This window comes from Pseudoalteromonas sp. McH1-42, assembly GCF_022347845.1.
GTDB classification, from domain to species: Bacteria; Pseudomonadota; Gammaproteobacteria; order Enterobacterales; family Alteromonadaceae; genus Pseudoalteromonas; species Pseudoalteromonas rubra_D.
The window spans coordinates 65,220-86,804 of sequence record NZ_JAKRFU010000004.1 but is presented as its reverse complement, the minus strand read 5'-3'; the positions used below and the strand labels follow the sequence as shown (position 1 = coordinate 86,804).

The window sequence follows — 21,585 nt, the reverse complement described above, 5'->3', positions numbered from 1 at the left end:
GCGCCCTTATTTATTTTTGCCGTCATTTTTACATAGGGGGGCGAGTGTCTCACTCACAAGAAGCAAAGCAAGCATATAGCCTTAACAAGTTGCAAAAACGCTTAAGAAGGCTGGCCGGTCAGGCTGTTGGCGATTTTAATATGATCGAAGAGGGTGACCGCGTCATGGTTTGTCTGTCTGGCGGTAAAGATAGTTATACCCTGCTGGACGTGCTACAGCACCTTCAACGTGTTGCCCCTATTAAGTTCGATGTATTCGCCATTAACCTGGATCAGAAGCAACCTGGGTTCCCTGAGCATATCTTACCCGAATATCTGGATACCCTTGGCATTGAGTATAAGATTGTTGAAGAAGACACCTATTCAATCGTAAAAGATAAGATCCCAGAGGGTAAAACCACCTGCTCGCTGTGTTCACGACTGCGCCGTGGTATCTTGTACCGCACGGCAAAGGAAATGGGAGCGACCAAAATCGCATTGGGGCATCACAGAGACGATATGATTGAAACCATGTTCCTCAACATGTTTTACGGTGGCAAGTTAAAAGGCATGCCTCCCAAGCTAATGAGTGATGATGGTCAGCATATGGTGATACGTCCTCTGGCCTATTGTAAAGAAGCGGATATCGCACAGTATGCGCAAAGCCAGGCTTTCCCCATCATTCCCTGTAATTTATGTGGCTCACAAGAAAACCTGCAGCGTAAGCATGTCAAAGCGATGCTCAACGAGTGGAATAACTCTCATCCAGGCAGAGTTGAAAGTATTTTTACGGCTATGCAAAATGTTGTTCCTTCTCATCTTGCCGATCATGCTCTGTTTGATTTCCAGGGTTTACAAAAAGACGACATCATTGATGGCGGAGACATTGCGCTCGATAAACCACAGTTCCCTGACGCGCCACAAAGCACGGCACAGGATGAGGACGAATCAGTCGTTCAGATCCAGGCTATTGAGCTTAGCTAAATCATGCCAATTTGCTTAATTTAGTGTTCCATTTTGAGGCGAGAAAATAGGGTCGATAGCACCGCTCCCGCGTCCTGCTATCGCTGAGGCACCTACATCCCTATAGGCGAGGCTAAAATTTGTGAACCTATGTTTAAGGTATAAGGTTCTAAATGACAATTTTTTACGCCGTTAGCGCCATATTTACTCCTTCAAATTGAACAGGTACTAAGTGAAATAGGTATTAAGTGTTCCGGATGCGCCAGCATCCGGATCCGGCAATGCAGATCCCAGCCACATAACCACACACAAAACGAAGTAAACAGCAAAGTGCAGAAACAAAAATAAGAATTTAGTTTCTTTTTTTTAACTTTTTGCCCATCAGAGTTCCCACTAAAGGGATTTTTGTTTACAATGTGTGATGATAATCATTTTTAATTGCAATTAGCAAAACAACCCAAAGTCAGGTACTCCATGTCCACCAAACTACGTTTGTTGATTTCCTTCTTGCTGGTTGGCTTACTGCCCGCCGCATTTATGGCAATCACATCCTTAATGACCGCATCCGATGCGTTGGAACGTCAAGCTTATAATCAGTTGACCTCGATCAAACATATTAAACATCGCCAAATTGACGATTACTTTCAGGCACGCAAGGCAGACCTAAGTCTGATTGCCGCACAATGGCAACAAATCGCCAGTACTGAAGTACATTCGACTACAGCTCAATTAGCGCATAAAAACCATGCTTTGTTTAAACACTTTATTGAACAGAAAGGGTTTTATGACTTGTTCATTATAGACACTGACGGCTTCATTGGTTACACCGTCGCACAGGAGAGCGATTATAAGACCAACCTGAGATCCGGGCCCTATCGCGATTCCGGGCTTGCACAGTTATTTCGCAATGCACTCAATGGCAAACAGTTTTTTATTACTGACTACCAGCGATACGCCCCCAGCAATAATGAGCCAGCCGCCTTTATAGGTGTTCCGATCCAGATTAACGGACGGACCCACTCTATTATTGCTTTGCAAATTGCCATTGATACTATCAACGATATCATGCAACAACGCGATGGTATGGGGAAAACCGGCGAGTCTTATCTGGTTGGCTCAGATTTAAGAATGCGCTCTGATTCATATCTCGACCCCACTGCACACAGTGTGACAGCGAGCTTTGCAGGGTCAGTTGCCCGAAACGGCGTCGATACCTACGCGGTCAGGCGCGGTTTACAGGGGTTTTCAGAAACTGAACTGATCATTGATTACAACGGTAACCCCGTCTTGTCTGCCTATATGCCCTTTAAGTTCGAAAATCTGAACTGGGTGTTATTGAGTGAGATTGATAAAGCTGAAGCATTTGCTCCGATTTATCAGTTATATTGGTTTATTGCGATAATTGGCGGAATTGCAATTATCGCAATCAGCATTGCTACCTGGTTAATAGCCAATTCCGTGTTACGTCCACTCGGCGGGGAGCCCAGTATGATGCGTGATATCAGTGAACGTATCGCCTCAGGTGACTTGCGCCAGGATTTCAGTAAGGATACCAATGTTACGGGTGTGTATGGCGCGATGCGACAAATGACCAGTTATCTCACGGGCGTGATTGGGACTATCAGTGAGACGACCTCTCAACTTGCTGTCACAGCCAGTCAGACCAGTGCAGCCAGCGAACAAGCCAATACCAGCTTACAAGAGCAACATGCGAATATTGAGCAAGTTGCGCTCGCTATCAGTGCTACAGCTCAATCCATTGAAAGCGTTGCAGGCAGCGCTAATCAGGTTGCCCTACTCAGTGTCAGAGCAGAAGAAAGTACAGACGCAGCCAGTCATACTTTGGCGCAATGCGTTTCAAAAATGAGCACTTTGGATCAAGTGATCAATGACTCTGAGCGTGCAATTAAGAATGTAGAATCTGGCGCTCAGAATATCGGCAAGGTCATAGAAGTGATACAGGCAATTACCGAGCAAACAAACTTGCTTGCATTAAACGCCGCCATCGAAGCCGCTCGTGCCGGTGAACACGGCCGGGGCTTCGCTGTCGTTGCAGACGAAGTACGCCAGCTGGCGCACAAAACTCAGCAATCTACTGGCGATATTGAAACCATGATCCTTGAGCTGCAAAACGCAACCACACAAGCCGTTGATAAAATGCATCAATCTTCCGAAGTCGCACAGGCCTCTATCTCAGCTACGAATGAGAGTGCCCAAAGCTTGCAAAAAAGCGTCACACAGATCCAGGAGATCTCAGTAAGTGCAAAACGCATTGCGCAAGAAGCGCAGCAACAGACCTCGACGACCGAAGAGATCAGCTACAACATTGATGCCATTAAACAAGCCGCACTAGATAATGCAGCTGGGGCCGATCAGGTAGCCAGTGCAAGTCTGGATCTGGACAAACAATCGAGAAAGCTTAAACAAATTACGGCCAGCTTCAAGCTGCCATAAATAGCATTCCATTGCTTACAGCGTAAGCCAACTGGTTAGAGTCAGTTGGCTTACGCTATTTTGGAGAGTTTATCATCTGGTATGGCGTTGCAATCCGTAGGTAAGTACTGTCGCTAACACAAGCAAAACGCTGGAAATCAACAAACAACTAATCAGGCCACCGTACTGGTATGCAAGCCCTGATAAAACAGTGCCTGCCAAGCGCCCCATGGCGTTGGCCATATAGTAAAATCCGACATCCATCGATACGCCATCTTCATCCGCAAAGTGCACTATCAAAAAACTGTGCAAAGAAGAATTCACGGCGAATACTGCACCAAATATCAACAGACCCGCAATAATGGAAATCTGAATATACCACTCATACCACAACGCCAATGCAATAAGCGCAGGCAGCAAGCAAAGCGTAGCCACCCAGATAAATGCCTGTTGGGTATTAGAGCGCCGCTTGCCCAACAATTTAGGCGCATTTGCCTGAACCAGCCCATACGCTATGACCCAGCAAGCCATAAACCCGCCAACCCACCAGTGATCCCAGCCGAATACACTGGCCAGATAAACCGGCAATGCCACTACGAACCAAACATCTCTGGAGGCAAACAAAAACAGTCTTGCACCCGATAACCAGTTGACCTGTTTGCTGGTCGAAAACATCTCTGAAAATTTAGGCTTATGCTTCTTCTTGCCCAAATCTTGCTTCAGCAGTACCAGGCTGAGCAACCAGGTTAACAGTAGCATCGCACTCATAAACCACAATGCCCCCTGGAACCCTAGCTGGGTCAGCAGCAAGCCCCCCATAAAGAAGCCAACCCCTTTGAGTGCGTTCTTCGAGCCGGTCAGGATTGCAACCCACTTAAACAAGACACCATCCTGCTCTTTAGGCACCAGCAACTTAATGGCGCTTTTAGCGCTCATCTTATTAAGGTCTTTAGCAATGCCTGATAGAGCCTGCGCAACCATAACATAGGCAATACTTAACCACTGTGGGTCCACGGCCAGCATCAGCAGCGCGACAATTTGCAAAAACAGGCCGACATTCATGGTTTTGTTCAGGCCCATTCTGGCACCCAACCAGCCTCCAACCAGGTTGGTCACTACGCCAAAGACCTCATAAAGCAAAAATAAAGAAGCAATGGCGAGCGGACTGTAACCTAGCTGATGGAAGTAGAGCACCACCAGCATTCTCAGTGCACCGTCGGTCAGGGTAAACGACCAGTAATTACCTGTAATTACCAGGTACTGCTTTATTGGCGCTGATAACTGCTGCAACACGCTTTTACCCCCAACGCTGAGCAATCACGTAGCGCACAAGATCAGCGGTGCGATTAGCATAGCCCCACTCATTGTCATACCAAACGTAAAGCTTAACCTGAGTCCCATTTACGACCATAGTAGACAGAGCATCAATAATAGCGCTGCGCGGGTCCGTTTTATAGTCGATGGACACCAAAGGGCGAGTTTCATAACCCAAAATGCCAGCTAGCTCTCCCTGTGCAGCCTGCTCCATCCAGCCATTGATTTCTTCGACGGTTGTTTCGCGATTTACTTCGAATACACAGTCGGTGATCGACGCATTCGTCAGCGGCACGCGCACCGCGTGACCATTCAGCTTCCCTTTCAGTTCCGGAAATATATGAGTAATAGCGGTCGCCGATCCGGTCGTAGTAGGAATTAAGCTTGTGCCACAAGCACGGGCTCTGCGCAGATCTTTATGTGGCGCATCAATAATGGTCTGAGTATTAGTGATGTCGTGAATTGTGGTCATTGACCCATGTTTAATACCAATGTTGTCCTGCAACACTTTAACAACAGGTGCAAGACAGTTAGTGGTGCACGATGCAGCCGTCACTATGGGGTGAGACTCAGCCTCGAATAGCTGCTGGTTGACGCCCATCACAACATTCAGTACACCCTCTTCTTTTACCGGCGCTGTTACCACGACCTGTTTGACACCCTGCGCAAAGTAACCCGCCAGCTTCTCTTTGGTTTTCATCTTGCCACTGGCTTCAATGACCAAATCACAACCAGACCAGTCAATGCTTTCGATCTGTTTTTGCTGCGTTACGGTAATGTGTTTATCTGCAATCACCATAGTGCCTGCATCACTGGCTTGCGCTTCGAATTGCCACTTACCATGCACTGAGTCAAAGTTCATCAGGTGCGCCAGTGTATGCGCATCACCGCCCGGGTCGTTAATGTTTACAATTTCTATGTCTGCCGATTGCCATAATGCCCGCATGGTCAATCTGCCCATGCGTCCAAATCCATTGATACCTACTTTGATTGTCATGTGAATTACCTTTTTAATTACACCGGAGCTACTCTGAAGCGTTTCAGGACAAGCCTTCACCCTCCAAACCAAATATGCGAAATATATTATATATGTTTTTCCGTATATTCAAGATAAATGGCAAAGCATTGCCTTGCTACGAGGAATATAGCCTCTTGGGGTCAGTCTATCCCCGTGTGATGTCAATTAGTGGTAAACTAGTCACTAAAAGTGCAAGAGATACTGACTTTGGACAACAAAACTTATATTCCCGATGATTTTATTGCAGATGTCGCCAGCTACCTACCGGCGCACCTGACGATGGATGACTTTATTGCCAGCTGTCGCACCGGCCTGCGACGCGCTGTCCGTGTTAATACCCTAAAGATGTCGCTGCAAGAATTTGAACATCAGGCTGCGCAACTAAACTGGCACATTGAGCCTATTCCCTGGTGCGAGCAGGGCTACTGGCTAACCCGCACAGCAGAAGAAGAAGCCAACCTGCCTATCGGTAATACTGCCCTGCACCTGAGTGGCTGTATCTACGTTCAAGAAGCAAGCTCTATGCTGCCACCTATGGCGCTGGCCACTTCTTTGACACCAGGAGAGCATGTACTGGATATGGCCGCAGCGCCGGGGTCAAAAACGTCACAGTTGGCCGCTTTAATGGGCAATCAGGGGATTCTGATTGCCAACGAACTCTCATCTTCCCGATTAAAGACACTGGCCGCTACGCTAAAGCGTATGGGCGTGGCCAACTGCGCACTGTCACACTTTGATGGTCAGGTGTTTGGTGATTATATGTATGAAAGTTTTGATCATATATTACTGGATGCGCCCTGCTCTGGAGAAGGGACTGTGCGCAAAGACCCGGATGCGCTTAAGAACTGGTCACTGGCATCGAACCAGGACATCGCCGAGGTACAAAAAACACTGATCCACAGTGCCTTTATGGCCTTAAAACCCGGCGGTACTTTGGTGTATTCAACCTGTACCCTTACACCAGTAGAAAACCAGCAGATCTGCGACCACCTGCTCGAGGCCTTCTCAGAACATGTCGAAGTCGTACCACTTAACACTTTGTTCCCGGGTGCTAACAAAGCAGCTACGGCACAAGGCTACTTACATGTCTGGCCGCAAATCTACGACAGTGAAGGCTTTTTTATTGCCAAATTTAGAAAAACAGGCAGTGTCGAGCACCCACAACAAAAGACAAAAAAAGGACAATTTCCCTTTTCGCCCACCACCAAAAAAGACCAGCAAGCATTTGAGGCAAGTATAAAGCAACAGTTTGGGATCAAGTCTTTACCTGGCACGCTCATGAGTCGAGACAAAGAATTATGGTTATTTCCTCAACACATGGAAACACTGCAGGAAAAAATCAAATACTCGCGAATTGGCATTAAAGTCGCCACAACTCATAAAAATGGGGTCAAACTTGAGCACGAATTTGCTACCTGCCTCGGTCATCTTGCAACAAGTAATGTGTTTGAGTTAGATCCCGCACAAGCAAAAGCATACTTTCAGGGGCAAGATATCCGCCTTGGTTCCCCGGGACCCGCACAGGGTGAGGTGGTACTTACACTATGCGGCGCACCAGTCGGGCTCGGCAAGTGGCAAAAAGCTAAAATCAAAAACAAGCTGCCACGCGATCTGGTACTCAATGGCCAGTTAATAACTTGGGTATAACCTGAACAAAAGTTTTTGATAATTTTAAGACCATTCATTTATATGTAAGTAACGTATTGTTTTTGATAAAGTAATTAATATTTCAAATGTTTGTAAATTTTATGAAGCCTTAGCTACACTTAAATGACTTTCTACTTCTCCCTTGTAATTAGAAGGTGTTTTTAAGTTAGCGCATGGCTCCAAAATTGAGCCTTTCCCTAAGCCCGACTCCCTCAGAGTCGGGCGTTTTTTATGTCGCAGGATCTCATTTCAATTGTCCCTTAAACTGCTTTGTCTCAGCCACGCTGCATTTGTATAACTGGGTTTTGGTATTTTGAGGTGTGAAACAACCCAATGCGCTTAAGTTCAACGCACTCATCATCAACCATGAACAGGCAGACAGCTTTCCGCCTGTCATATTACTGACAAGTACTATTTCAATTAAGTAATCACCGCCAGCAAACAATCTTATCTCAGGTATGCAGAAACACGCCGTTTGTATCCATAACCATATCAAACCGAATTGGAAAGTACCGCTCAGTCAAGAAAACGGGTAAATGCTGGCGCCTAAAAGACATATCGACACGTACTGCGTCCTTTTCATTGCAAATACTTGCACGAACGCCCGAAGGCATGAAGCCTGAGTACTTTATTGAGCTGCAGTAACCAGAGTTGATAGCCTGCTGATAAAAATAATTTGCATCCCCTTTATGTAGCAATGTATGATTCATATACGGAATATATATAAATTAGATATAAAATGGGTATCGTTAAAATTTCAGACGAAGTACACGAAGAGCTACGACAGGCCAGTCATGTTATGTCACGCTCTATCAATGCTCAGGCAGAGTTTTGGATCAAAATGGGCCGACTGGCGGAACTGAACCCAGATATGACCTTTGCCCAAATAATCAGACAACAACTTAATCACACAAGGAATGACACCATTGACTCAGGTCACGATCAAAAATAATGCAGCCATCTCGCTTATGCGCGAATCTGGGGCCATGTTAGCCCAAGTATTTAAAGCCCTGGATGAGCAAGTAAAACCAGGCGTCACAACACTACAACTGGATGAATTTGTTGAGCATTATATTGTAGATGTGCTTGGTGCTACTCCAGCGAGTAAAGGTCAGTATGGATACCCTTACTCAATCAACACGTCAATTAACGAAGTCGTCTGTCACGGCATGCCAAACGCAAAACATCTCATTGATAGCAGAGATATTCTAAATATCGATATCACCCTTAAACATCAAGGTTACATTGCTGATTCCAGCAAAATGTATATGATGCCAAATGCCAGTGATGCAGCCCGGGCGCTGGTTAACAATACCGTCAAAGCACTGTGGCGTGGTATCAATCAGGTAAAGCCCGGCGCAACACTGGGCGATATCGGCCATGCAATTGGAGAGTTTGCACGGCTAAAAGGGTTGAGCGTCGTAAGAGAATATTGCGGCCACGGAATTGGCACTGAAATGCACGAAGCACCTGAAGTGCTGCATTTTGGACGCCCTGGTACCGGACTGAAACTCATACCCGGCATGACCTTCACCATTGAGCCGATGCTTAATCAGGGTAGCCACAAGGTTAAGACGCTCAAAGATGGCTGGACTGTGGTGACAAGAGACCGTGCTTTATCAGCTCAGGCAGAGCACACACTCTTGGTAACCCCGACAGGATTTGAAGTATTAACCTTGCGAGAAGAAGAAAAACTAGAAGGTTTGCCTGCCAATACCCTACCGCATACTTAGGTTGCTCCCCTGAATCGCCTCATTCTCAGTGATTACAGGAGATAGGTTGTTATTGGGGGCGCTGAATAGCAAATGTAAAACATTTCAGGGTTGGTTTGGGTTATTCCCCGAATTGACTCTCTTTTGTTTATGATGGCTCTAAGTACACTGCTCAAGCTCAGTGATCAACCACATTGCATGCGCATTATCTGTCCCACATACATCTTCACAGGGCACAAAGTCGCCACAGACTTTAGGGCGACTGGGATCGCCAAACAACTTACACAGATTATCATCATCCAGTTGTACACACCGCTCTCCCGCGGGTTTGCCCTGCGGCATTCCCGGAATTGGCGAACTGATACTTGGTGCTATGCAACATGCACCACAACCCAAACGACACTCCATCAGACCCTTCATAATTTGAATTTAACGAATAAAGCAAGCGATTATACGCCAATCCACCGATGAAAACACTAAACTGACAGCCAATCGGTAAGCAACCAGACATGATTGCAATGCCTTGTTACATTATTTGAAATGATTAAAACACCTAGACACATCTGTTCGCGTATCCTTAACCAGGTTAGAGAAATCGATTCAACCGTTATTGATGGAAGGAATAACTCGTGGCTAGTAAAAAACAAATCCTATTACCCGTTGCGGTGCTACTCGGTGGCCTCGCCACCGCTTTTGCATTCTCTGCAATGAAGCAACCGCCCGAAGAAAAACCTGAAAAAGTCATTCATCCGCTGGTTGAAGTGCAGCCAATTGATATGGCCCCGATGCAACTGATGGTCGACTCTTACGGGCTCGTCACCCCTAAGTACAGCACTGAACTGGTCGCTCAGGTCAGTGGCCAGTTAATAGAGCTGTCAGACAAATTTGTCAAAGGCGGATTTGTTCACCAGGGAGAAACCCTGGCGCGCATTGATCCCAATGATTATGAAGCGGCGTTGATTGAAGCCGAAGCGAGCCTGGCTCAGGCACACTCTGCGCTAGAAATTGAACAGGCACAGGCTCATGTCGCCAAAACAGAATGGCAACGAATTAAAGACAATGCACACTCGACCATTCCCTCTGAGCTGTATCTGCGCAAGCCTCAGCTGGCAGAAAAGCTGGCGCGTTTCAAAGCAGCACAGGCCAGTGTCAAACGTGCAAAACGCAATCTCGAGCGCACCTACATTAAGGCGCCCTATGATGCCATTATTACCAATCGTTCATTGAGCCTTGGTAGTGTCGTTAACCCAGGCAGTACTTTGGGTGTTCTGAACGCAATATCCGTAGCAGAGATCCGCTTACCTGTTGCGGACCACGAACTGAGATATCTGCATAACAATGGGTTAGATGCCACGGTGAAATTATCTGCAAAAGTCGCAGGGCAAGCCGTTTCGTGGCAAGGCACAATTGTACGCAGCGAAGGCGTTGTCGATAACAGAAGCCGCATGACCTATCTGGTTGCTCAGGTCGCTGCACCATATGATAACCCGAGCCAGCCACTGCGCTTTGGTACTTACCTGAATGCACAAATAGAGGGTGTATCAGTCAGTAATGCGGTGCGGATCCCTCGTCACTTGATACGCGAAGGCAAAGTGGCGTTACTTGACCAAAATCAACAACTCACTTTCAAGCCCGTCACCATTATTCGCGAAGTAGACGGATATGCGGTGGCCACAGAAGGCCTGAGCGACGGACAACAGCTCATTACCTCTGCTCTGGAATACCCGACGGAAGGAATGCAATTGCGCCTTGATACATCGCCAGTGATGGCCGCAGAGACGCAACTGGCTTTAAAGGAGGAGTAATCTATGCAAGGCACACGCGAAAAAGGCTTGATAGCCTGGTTTGCCCGCAATCCGGTTGCGGCAAACCTGCTGATGATTTTTATCCTGGTGGGCGGCTTGCTCAGTGCTTTTACCATACGCAAGCAGATGTTTCCCCAGTTTGAAAACAACTGGTTGAGTGTTCAGGCAGTGTACCCGGGCGCTGCACCACAAGAAGTTGAAGAAGGGATCACCATTAAAGTTGAAGAGTCGATGGAAGGGCTTGAAGGGATTAAACGCCTGATCACCTACTCTAACCGAGGCTTCTCGCAAACCTGGATCGAAGTAGAAGAAAAGTACGACCCGCAAGACGTGCTGGACGAAGTAAAAATGCAGGTCGACTCTATTTCAACCTTTCCGGCTGGCATGGAGCGTCCAATAGTCCGTCGCGATAAATTTGAGCAAGAAGTGATGTTTTTGTCACTTAATGGCGAGATGAACTTCCACCAGCTGAAACAACTGGGAAATGAAATACACGACGAGATGCTCGCCCTGCCCGGCGTCAACCTGGTCGGCTTCAATGGTGGCCTGAATTATGAGATCAGCATTGAGATTAGCCCAGATAGACTGCGCGAATATGGTCTGACATTCCGAGATATTTCGGAAGCCGTTAAAAACTTCTCAGCTAATATGTCGGCAGGTCAGATCCGCTCAGACAACGGTTATATATCAATGCGGGTCGAAAATCAGGCCTATCGCGGCCATGAGTTTGAACAACTGCCGCTATTAACACTTGCTGATGGCGCACAAATAAAGCTAGGTGATGTTGCGACTGTCACAGATGGCTTTGAAGAAGGCCTGTTGTACTCTCGTTACAACGGCAGAAACTCACTGGTATTTGAGGTAAGAGCGTCAAAAGATCAGGATATCACCAAAGTTGCGCAGGTTATGAAAGCTTACCTGGCTGATAAAGCAACACAATTGCCTCAGGGGGTCGAGCTTGAGCCCTTTATCGATCTCACTTATTACCTTGAAGGCCGCCTCAACATGATGGTAGAAAATATGTTGTGGGGCGGTATCCTGGTCATGCTCATGCTAGCGCTGTTTTTGCGCGTTCGCCTGGCTTTTTGGGTCATGATGGGGTTACCTGTGTCGTTTTTAGGGGCGTTCTTATTCATGCCGATGGGCATGCTGGATGTCACGATTAACCTCGCCTCTTTATTTGCTTTCATTCTGGTGCTGGGCATCGTGGTCGATGACGCGATTGTTGTTGGCGAATCAGCCCATGCTGAAATTGAAAAACATGGTCACAGTCTCGACAACGTAGTGCGAGGTGTAAAACGTGTCGCCATTCCCGCAACCTTTGGGGTATTAACCACAGTCGCCGCATTTTTACCACAGACCTTTGCAACAGGTCCTGCCGCCGCATTCTCCAAAGCCATTGGTGGTGTGATTATTTTGTGCCTGCTGTTTTCACTGGTTGAGTCTAAACTTATCCTGCCCGCGCATTTGGCAGCGATGAAAGACCGCCCAGATAACCCTAAAAACCCGCTACACCGCGCCAGAGCTATCATTGATGGGGCACTTAAAAATTTCATTGAAAATCTCTACCGCCCATTTATCGAACGCTGTATTCATTATCGATATACTGTGATCGTCGCTTTCCTGTCTATCATCATTGTCAGCGGCGGTATGTTCGCAGGCGGTCTGGTTAAGTTTGTTGCAAACCCAAAAATTCCCCATGACTTCCCTCGTATCACCATAGATATGAACCTGTCATCTTCCGAGTCTGCGACTTTGGCCACGGCCAAGAAAGTGGAGCAGGTTATTCTGGATGTTGAGAAGCAGATTGAAGCACAATATGGTGCGAACATGATAAAAGACCTGTCTGTGAATCTGCGCGGCCGAACCACCGCTTCAATCATGGCCATTTTGGTAGAACCCCATAAGCGCCCTATAGATACCTTTGCCCTGAGTGCACTTTGGCGAGAAAACATGCCCCCACTGCCAGGTGTGAAATCATTGAATATCCAGGACAGCATTATGAATGGTGGCCGGGATGATGGTGATATCAGCTTCCGCCTGGAAGGCAAAGACAAAAAAGCACTGCAAGAAGTCGCTGGCAAGCTCAAGGAGAAGCTCCGTACTATTGCTGGTGTGGGCGATGTCAATGATTCCATGCAATCAAGCACAGAAGAAGTGCAGCTCGAACTTAAACCGCTTGCCTACAGCATGGGCCTCACTTTGGCTGACGTGGCATCTCAGGTCAACTTCAGCTACTACGGCCTGGAAGCACAAAGGATCCTGCGCCGTGGTGAAGAGATCAAAGTCATGATCCGTTATCCACAAGAGCAGCGTAATACCATCAGCGACATTCAGTCAGTACGGATAATTACGCCTAGCGGAGCAGAAGTCCCATTGGGAGAAATTGCCGATATTAACCTGGTCGAGGGGGTCAATCGTATCCGTCGCGAAAATGCGAAACGGACTATCAATGTCTGGGCATCGGTTGACACAGATCAGGCTGAGCCATTCAAAATTGCTGAAGAGATCCGAGATGATTACTTACCTTCACTGTTACAAAACTACCCAGGTGTAAGCAGCAGTGTTGCTGGTCGCATTCAGGAAGAAATGGACAGTGTAGCTGAGCAAATTCGCGACTTTGCTTTGTCTTTGATGATCATATTTGCGCTGCTGGCAATTCCACTTCGCTCCTATTCTCAGCCTATCCTGATTATGTCTGTCATCCCATTTGGTGTCGTAGGTGCAGTTTTTGGCCACATGGTACTCGGTATGACTATGAGCAGCTTGTCTTTCTTTGGCATCATCGCAGTCGCAGGCGTGGTCGTTAATGACTCACTGGTCATGGTCGACTTTGTCAACAAAGCGCGAGAGCAAGGCATGACCATCAAGGAAGCGGTTGTTGAAGCAGGTTGCAAGCGCTTCAGAGCCATTTTGTTGACTTCTCTGACTACTTTTATTGGCCTGGTCCCCATTCTTCTGGAAACCAGTCTGCAGGCACAAATCGTGATACCTATGGCAGTCTCTTTGGCATTTGGTGTGTTATTCGCGACGGTAATCACACTGATCCTCATTCCTTGTCAATACGTGGCACTGGAAGATCTCAAACGCATTATCAAACGCTTTAGAAAGCCACAAGCAAGCGAAGAAACATTGCAGCAAAGCTAACAATTTGCAGTCTTAGTTCTACCCAACCAACTAAGCCCGGTCCCGTACCGGGCTTTTATTTTCACCTCTGTTCACCACGACTCGTTTAATTTTGTTGATGAATTAAAATACACAATCTAACAAATAAGCGTTTCCAAAATGGTACTTTTTTGTTGTATTCTCCATAATGAAATGAAAACGCAATAAAAGGAATGAATAATGCGGAATTATCTGCTGCTCTCCACTTTTGGGATTCTAGCCGCCTGTGGCGGTTCTTCTAATAACGACAATAAATCACCATCAACTGACAACACACAACAAGTCGTCAACCAGGCGCCCAGCGTCAGCCTGGAAGGCAATACCTTAGTCAACGCAGGTGATATTTTATCTCTGACTACCACAGTGACGGACCCGGAAAATGATTCGGTAACCGGTGTGTGGACCAGCTCCCTTGCGGGTGTTCAGTTTATCGATTCAACCGACGGCACACATCAGGTGATTTTCCCGGACGTCGATAAGCAGACACAAGTCACCCTGACCTTCACCGTCACAGACAGTCACGACAACCAGGTGAGCAAAACCTGGCAGGTAACTGTGATGCCCAAGTCCACTGCCGGACACATTGATCTCGTCGATACCCTGACACTAGCAGGAGGGGGACATGCCTCGATTACTGCGACCTTTGCTGTGACATCCGATATTGAAAAGGTTGATTGGCGCACAGACGGTTTTGAGCTCTCTAATAAGACAATCCTGCAAGGATATAACACGCGCTCAGGAGAAAGTACCTTTAGCTTTGATTCACCTGAGGTCACGCAAACCCAAGAATTTGATATTATCTTCGAAATTACCACCAGTGACGAAGTCATCACTAAAACCATCAAGGTCACGCTGGCACCGGAATCTGAGCCATCACTGACTGTCAGCCTGCCCGAACAGGTTACTGTGAATGAAAAAAACTCGCTGACAATACATGCTACAACTACCAATACCGATGACATCATCAGCTATGACTGGCAATGGCAAGGCACGACTCAGCCTTCTCAACAAACCCAAGATAAAGCTGCTTATACCTTCAGTGCTCCTGAAGTGAGTGCAGACCAAACCTTTACACTCCAACTCACTGTAACTATGAAGGGCGACATCAAAAAAACGGCAGAGACAACTGTTGTTGTGCAAAACGTCACCGACTTACAGGGCCTTAAGCTTACATTGGACCGCTCGGTCGCAGTGCCTGGACAAACAATCACAGCGTATTCCAATTTAACTGATTTCGATGATGTTGAAAATGTTACATGGAATATTCCCGACTTTAGTGATGAACTACTAAATAAATCAAAAGATAAACTCGTGATTACCATCCCTGATGAAGATATCTTGCAAACTTCACGGCAAATTGAGTACACAGTTAAGCTCAAAAATGGTACTGAGCAATCAACCTTTGCTAATTTCACCTACGCCAATAGCACAGCAGCTAAAACCTTGATGATAGTCAAAGATCCCGGCGAATTTTCTATCTATCCGGACAGCAGTAGAATTTTAGAATTGGAATTTAATGGCGACGTTGATATCGAAGAAGTCATCGTTTCCAGTAGTGATTACGATCCCTATGACACCCTCGAAGCGATTAATGAGCGTAAGTATTTAACGCTAATCCTGAACAAAAAAACGATTACCCGTAAAGGCCTGACTGTCATAAAAGTCACAGCTAAAGCGGGTGATATTGTGCGTGAAAGTACGATTATTGGTACGGCTCATAACGCCATCGTCATCCCCTATGCTGGCGTAGAAGAGACCTATATTATGGGCAGCGAGGCGCACGTTTTTGGGCAAGTTTTTCACCTGAATGATATGCAAGATTTACCAAGTCACTGGCAGGCAGAAAGCACGGATGATAATGTAACCATTAAGCAAGTGTCGGATACCAGTGCTTCTGTAAAGTACAATGATGAGACAGAACGCACCCTGACGCTTGAATTTCACGCCACTGATGAGCATGACCAGAGCGATCATAGCGATGTCAAACTAAGATATGAAAGCAATTACACTGTTCGAGGTGATGACTATGTTTGTAAAGTAACGGATGGTCAATTTGAATATTGCCGTGAAACCTTAGGTCAGACACTCTCTCTGGATGCCCCTGTCGAACTCAAACAAGTGATAACTAAAGGCGACTATGCCTGCTTGCTTGGCAATTATGGGACAATCATGTGTAATGCCAAGGGCGATAACCCGGTGAAAAACGTGCCTGTACAATTGCTTGCGACAAAACTTAACGCTGTCGACGCAAGTAATGTATGTGCCCAGCTAAGCGATGCCAGCTGGCAGTGCTGGGGTAGTCGGGGCACAGAACTGACGGATCTGCTTGCGGCAAATGCGACCGTACATAAAGTACTGGCAAACGGCTCTCTCACCTGTCTGGTAAGCAACAAAGACATCAAATGTTATAACGGTGACACGCAAACTAAACTAATCAAAGACGTATTACCACAAGATCTATTGCTGTATATAGGAGAAATTTGCTACCGAACAGGTCGCGGAACTCTAAAATGCGATATTGAGTAATCTAGATTTCAAACAGTTGCGGCGAAATGCTGCAACTGTTTGTCACTTCCCATTGATTTATAGTCGTTCCTCGTCATTCTCCCCGTATTTTACCGACCTGTACTTTACAAAAGCCCGATTAGAAGACAAACTAAAGTCATATTCACCCGAATTACTACTAAGATGAAATTACTACTTACTTTTTCAACTGTAATCCTATTGATGCTATCCGGTTGTGGTGATAATGACGCTGCGCGTGGGGACAAAAACACCCCTGGATATGCAGCAACGGTGTTTTTTGACGCACTGTATAATAAGAAAGACATGGAGTTGGCGTTAAGTCGCTCAACGCCACGCATGGGCAGGATCATGCGTTCTTATGGCACGCCATCTCAATTCGCCAGGAATCTGGTAAACATGCAGTACGATCAGGTGACCATTGAAGTGGATATGACAAACCAAAGCTTACGGGAACAATACGGCAACGAAGCCCGTATCAACTTAATTTTTACCGGTATGTTGCACGGAGAGCAGGTAGACGATATGCGCAGCGTCCAGCTTATAAGGCGCAAAGGCGAGTGGTATGTTGACAAAATTAACGCCGACCCATTTGCTCGCTAAGCTTATACTTGCATCCCCCCTCTAATTTTCTTTGGTCGTCATTTATTTCGTGTGAGTCAAATAGCCGACTCACACAAACAACGAAGCAACAATAAGTGATAGCTATCACATAGCGAATGACATTAAGCGCTTTCATCCACACTCAGGGCCTTCCGACTGGCTTGGAACCATTCCACGAGCAACTCTCTCTCCTCTTCGTCAAGGATACATTCCGCGACAGCCATCGCAAGCTGCTCATCAGTATTTAATACCAGCAACTTTGCCTGATGGGCCTTTTGCCAACGTTCAAACTTATGCAACCCTTGCTCGCATTTGGGAAATAGCTGAAATGCCTTTTCCAGTGCAGCCAACCCTGCATGTCCTGAGGTATCACATAGATTACTTACCCGTGCGAGGGTCAGCTTATTACGATAAAGGCTATCACACAGTGCCGTAATCAAACGGTCCGACGGACCATCCACAGCACTCCCGAAAGGCATAAACCAGCGTTTTGCTATGGTCTTTAACCCGGTAGGCGCGAAATTATCGATGAACCCGGTAAAAGCCTGCTCAAACGCACTGAGATGGAATTGCATAGCATAATGCACCAGAGGTAAATCACTGCACTGACGACCGTCATCCTCAAACTTTTTCAATACACATGACGCCAAGTAGAGCTGGCTCAACATATCTCCAAGCCTGGCTGAGCGCATTTCCTGCAGCTTTAGTTTGCCTCCCAAAACCAGCATTGCCAGGTCACTCAAGACAGCTAAAATCTGGCTATACCAGGTCAGCGTTTTGTAGTAGCGTGCTACCTCTCCGGCAACGGGCGCAGATGAAAACACACCACAAGTCAGGCCATTAAACGACGCTTTGAGAAAGGTTTTACCGCTATGGGCCAAATGCTGCATTAGTACCTTGTCGAATTGCTGCAATGCCATATCCGCATCCTGCTCTTGTGCAGCCGCCATTTCTTTGAGCACGTAGGGATGGCAGCGGGTTGCGCCCTGACCAAAAATCATTAAATTTCGCGTCAGGATATTCGCGCCTTCTACGGTAATGCTTATCGGCATCCCCTGATAATGCAGCGCAAGATAGTTCAGTGGCCCGCGCTGAATTGCTTTACCACCATGTAAATCCATTGCATCGTTGATAGCAACTCTGGCCATTTCGGTCAGGTGGTATTTGGCAATCGCCGTGATCACCGCAGGACTTTTATTCAGGTCTATGGCCATCGCAGTATTTTGTCGGGTGGCCTCTATGCTGTAGCTCAGCCCCGCGATCCGCGCCAATGCCACCTGGACCCCTTCAAATCGCCACAATGGCTGTTTAAATTGTCGCCTGACACGACAATAAGCAGTCGACGCCTTAGCACTCAACTGTGCGGTTCCTGCACTTAAAGCCGGTAATGAGATACCCCGCCCGGCGCTCAGACAAGAAACCAGCATGCGCCAGCCCTTACCTATTCCGTCCATCTCCCCGATAACCCAGTGCATAGGGATAAACACCCCCTGCCCTTGTGTTGTGCCATTCATAAACGCCAACCCCATAGGATCATGTCTTGCTCCAACCTTAACACCCGGATGGTCGGTCGGGATGAGTGCACAGGTAATGCCTAATTCTGTTGCTTCTGATAAAAGCTGATCGGGATCATATACTTTAAACGCCAACCCCAGCACGGAAGCCACAGGTGCCAAAGTGATATAACGCTTATGCCAGGTGACTTTCAGGCCCAAAGTCATTTCCCCATCAAACTCTTGCTTACACACCACCGCAAAATCGGTAATGCCACCGGCGTCTGAGCCAGCTTCAAGGGAGGTCAATGCAAAGCACGGCAGTGCTGAACCATCTGCCAATTTAGGTAGCCAGGTTTGTTGTTGCTCGGGAGTACCAAAATGCAGTAATAGTTCAGCCGGACCCAGACTGTTTGGCACCATCACGGTCACTGCCGCAGACAAACTGCGCGTGGCAATTTGCGCTACAATGGCCGAGTTGGCCTGCGCACTAAAGGCTTTGCCGCCGAATTTTTCTGGAATAATGAAAGCGAAAAACCCCTTTTCTTTCAGAAATTGCCAAACTTCCGGTGGCAAATCGCCCTGAGCACAGATCTGACTTTCATCCAGCATCGCCATCAGCTCAGCCAATTCATGTTCAATAAAGTCTCGCTCATGGTCACTCAACCCAGGCTTGCCCGTTTTCAGCCATTGTGACCAGTTGGGTTTTCCACTGAACAAACTTGCATCCCACCAGGTATCACCAGCCTCCATCGCTTCACGCTCAGTTTGTGATAGCTGGGGTAATGCTCGCTTGAAATATGCTAAAGCAGAGTTCGAAACAACTTTTAACCTCACTTCTTTAACATAGAAAATAAAACACACAGCAATGAAGACGAGTATCAGTAACCACATAGTTTCGGCACCTCCCGGTTGATGGCGCTTTAAGTATGGAACAAATGCCACTTATCACAATATTTTTACTCTGCTCATACAACGCGAATTGTCGCAATCAGCCGACACTGGTATTATCACGTCTCTAATAACGATAATTGGAACAATGATGGCACTACAATTCAAACTCAGCCTGGGCGCCCTCGTGGTTGCCGGGGCACTCTCTCTGAGTGGATGTAACTCAACAAGCACGTCAACCTTGACCGAAAAAGATGCAGAAGCATTTTTAACCAAAGCAGAACAAGAGCTACAGGACCTGAGCTACCGCAGTGCACGTTCAGCCTGGATCTATGCCAATTTCATAACGGAAGACACGGCATCATTGGCCGCTGACGTAAGCCAGGAGTACACAGAAAAACTGGTCGCATTAGCCAACGAAGCAGCCAAGTTTGATGAGCTTGAACTGAGCTACGACAATCGCCGTAAACTCGACAAACTGAAGCTTAACCTGACATTGCCAGCACCAAAAGACGCAGCAAAAACGGCTGAATTAGCTAAGCTATCGGCTGAGCTGGACGGTATGTACGGCAAAGGAAAATACTGCAAAGACGGCAACTGCATGAGTTTGGGTGAAATGACATCCAAAATGGCCAATAGCCGAAACTACGATGAATTGTTAGACGTATGGCAAGGCTGGCGCCAGGTTTCTCCTCAGATGCGTCCTTTGTATAAAGATTTGGTCTCTTTAGCAAATGAAGGTGCTCAGGAACTCGGATATCGTGACACAGGCGCGATGTGGCGCAGCAAATACGATATGCCGGCTGATGACTTCGCCAAAGAGCTTGATCGCATCTGGGGGCAAGTAAAACCACTTTATGACTCTTTGCATTGTCATGTCCGTGCTAAGCTAGGCGAAAAATATGGTGAAGATAAAGTTCCACAAGATCAGCCAATCCCAGCGCACCTGCTAGGTAACATGTGGGCTCAGCAATGGGGCAACATCTATGACCTGGTAGCACCAGAAAATGCCGATCCGGGTTATAACGTCACTGAACTGCTTGAGCAGCATAACTACGATGAAATCAAAATGGTAAAAGGTGCAGAGAAGTTCTTTACTTCAATGGGCTTTGAACCGCTGCCAGAGACTTTCTGGACTCGTTCGTTATTTACCAAACCACAGGATCGTGACGTACAATGCCATGCATCAGCCTGGAACTTGGATAACAAAGACGATCTGCGTATTAAGATGTGTATCCAACGCACTGGCGAAGAATTCTCTGTTATTCACCACGAGTTAGGCCACAACTTCTATCAACGAGCTTACAACACACTGCCGTTGTATTATCAGGAAAGTGCCAACGATGGTTTCCATGAAGCTATCGGTGACACGATAGCCCTGTCAGTAACGCCAGGCTATCTAAAAGAAATCGGTTTGTTAGAGCAAGTACCTGATGAATCAAAAGACATTGGTCTGCTGATGAAAATGGCACTGGACAAAATAGCCTTCATTCCATTTGGCCTGTTGGTTGACCAATGGCGCTGGAAAGTCTACTCCGGAGAAATCAGCCCGCAAGAATACAACCAAGCTTGGTGGGACCTGCGTGAAAAGTATCAAGGTCTTAAAGCGCCGATCACTCGCAGCGAAAACGATTTTGATCCAGGTGCAAAATACCACGTACCGGGCAATGTACCTTACACGCGTTACTTCCTGGCGCATATCCTTCAGTTTGAATTCCACAAAGCTTTGTGTGAGATTGCCGGTAGCAAAGAAGCCATTCACCGCTGCTCTGTTTACAACTCGAAGGAAGCTGGTGAGCGCTTAAATGCCATGCTTGAAATGGGCAGCAGCCGCCCATGGCAAGAAGCACTGGAAAGCGTCACTGGCAGCCAACAAATGGACGCAACAGCTATTCTGGATTACTTTGCACCACTGCAGACCTATCTGGACGAGCAAAATAAAAACCGCCAATGCGGTTGGTAATCCTCTCCATGTAAAAAAAGGAGTCCTCGGGCTCCTTTTTTTGTTCGCCACACTCTGAAACAATTCTCACCTTTCCC

General features: G+C 47.0%; 14 protein-coding genes. 10 read left to right on the top strand and 4 right to left on the bottom strand.

The annotated features are described in order from the left end of the window. Window positions 1–44: 44 nt before the first annotated feature. Both ttcA and MHN31_RS04765 read left to right on the top strand, forming a co-directional pair. Complete coding sequence (gene ttcA / locus MHN31_RS04770; protein WP_239443591.1) at window positions 45–962, top strand: tRNA 2-thiocytidine(32) synthetase TtcA; 918 nt, start codon at window positions 45–47, stop codon at window positions 960–962. A 453-nt stretch (window positions 963–1,415) separates the two neighbouring features. Next, window positions 1,416–3,395: a methyl-accepting chemotaxis protein gene (locus tag MHN31_RS04765; RefSeq protein ID WP_239443590.1), complete on the top strand. Its 1,980-nt coding sequence runs from the start codon at window positions 1,416–1,418 to the stop codon at window positions 3,393–3,395. 72 nt (window positions 3,396–3,467) lie between these two features. On the opposite strand, the gene arsJ is transcribed toward MHN31_RS04765, so the two are convergent. Together arsJ and MHN31_RS04755 are read right to left on the bottom strand one after the other, a co-directional pair. Next, the gene (gene arsJ / locus MHN31_RS04760) at window positions 3,468–4,667 is read right to left on the bottom strand and encodes an organoarsenical effux MFS transporter ArsJ (RefSeq protein WP_239443589.1); all 1,200 of its coding nucleotides are present in this window, start codon (window positions 4,665–4,667) and stop codon (window positions 3,468–3,470) included. Between the two features lie 4 nt (window positions 4,668–4,671). Next, window positions 4,672–5,685, bottom strand: coding sequence for an ArsJ-associated glyceraldehyde-3-phosphate dehydrogenase (locus tag MHN31_RS04755; RefSeq protein ID WP_194867871.1), 1,014 nt, complete (start codon window positions 5,683–5,685; stop codon window positions 4,672–4,674). A 228-nt stretch (window positions 5,686–5,913) separates the two neighbouring features. On the opposite strand from MHN31_RS04755, the gene rsmF reads away from it, so the two are divergent. The 3 genes from rsmF (at window position 5,914) to map (ending at window position 9,086) form a co-directional block, all read left to right on the top strand. Continuing rightward, window positions 5,914–7,353 (top strand): 16S rRNA (cytosine(1407)-C(5))-methyltransferase RsmF, encoded by a 1,440-nt coding sequence (gene rsmF, locus MHN31_RS04750; RefSeq protein ID WP_239443588.1) that lies wholly within the window; start codon window positions 5,914–5,916, stop codon window positions 7,351–7,353. Between the two features lie 739 nt (window positions 7,354–8,092). After that, a complete protein-coding gene (locus MHN31_RS04745) occupies window positions 8,093–8,305 on the top strand; it encodes a ParD-like family protein (RefSeq protein WP_049863010.1) in 213 nt (70 codons plus the stop codon). Continuing rightward, complete coding sequence (gene map / locus MHN31_RS04740; protein ID WP_239443587.1) at window positions 8,280–9,086, top strand: type I methionyl aminopeptidase; 807 nt, start codon at window positions 8,280–8,282, stop codon at window positions 9,084–9,086. The genes MHN31_RS04745 and map overlap by 26 nt, the downstream gene beginning before the upstream one ends. A 138-nt stretch (window positions 9,087–9,224) precedes the next feature. On the opposite strand, the gene MHN31_RS04735 is transcribed toward map, so the two are convergent. After that, window positions 9,225–9,473, bottom strand: a complete 249-nt coding sequence (locus MHN31_RS04735) for a zinc/iron-chelating domain-containing protein (protein ID WP_010385461.1) — start codon at window positions 9,471–9,473, stop codon at window positions 9,225–9,227. A 221-nt stretch (window positions 9,474–9,694) separates the two neighbouring features. On the opposite strand from MHN31_RS04735, the gene MHN31_RS04730 reads away from it, so the two are divergent. The 4 genes from MHN31_RS04730 to MHN31_RS04715 all read left to right on the top strand — a co-directional run bounded on the left by MHN31_RS04730 (window position 9,695) and on the right by MHN31_RS04715 (window position 17,161). After that, window positions 9,695–10,870 carry an efflux RND transporter periplasmic adaptor subunit gene (locus MHN31_RS04730; protein ID WP_239443586.1) on the top strand — a complete coding sequence of 392 codons (1,176 nt, stop codon included), beginning with the start codon at window positions 9,695–9,697 and terminating at the stop codon, window positions 10,868–10,870. Window positions 10,871–10,873: 3 nt separating this feature from the next. Further along, window positions 10,874–14,017, top strand: a complete 3,144-nt coding sequence (locus MHN31_RS04725; protein WP_239443585.1) for an efflux RND transporter permease subunit — start codon at window positions 10,874–10,876, stop codon at window positions 14,015–14,017. Between the two features lie 198 nt (window positions 14,018–14,215). Next, window positions 14,216–16,561: a hypothetical protein gene (locus MHN31_RS04720; RefSeq protein ID WP_239443584.1), complete on the top strand. Its 2,346-nt coding sequence runs from the start codon at window positions 14,216–14,218 to the stop codon at window positions 16,559–16,561. Window positions 16,562–16,723: 162 nt separating this feature from the next. Continuing rightward, complete coding sequence (locus MHN31_RS04715; protein WP_239443583.1) at window positions 16,724–17,161, top strand: hypothetical protein; 438 nt, start codon at window positions 16,724–16,726, stop codon at window positions 17,159–17,161. Window positions 17,162–17,283: 122 nt separating this feature from the next. Here the strand turns inward: MHN31_RS04715 and MHN31_RS04710 are convergent, their stop codons facing one another. Further along, window positions 17,284–19,548, bottom strand: a complete 2,265-nt coding sequence (locus MHN31_RS04710) for an acyl-CoA dehydrogenase (protein ID WP_239443582.1) — start codon at window positions 19,546–19,548, stop codon at window positions 17,284–17,286. A 148-nt stretch (window positions 19,549–19,696) separates the two neighbouring features. Between MHN31_RS04710 and MHN31_RS04705 the strand changes: the two genes are divergently transcribed. After that, window positions 19,697–21,508, top strand: coding sequence for a M2 family metallopeptidase (locus MHN31_RS04705; RefSeq protein WP_125561466.1), 1,812 nt, complete (start codon window positions 19,697–19,699; stop codon window positions 21,506–21,508). Window positions 21,509–21,585 lie beyond the last annotated feature (77 nt).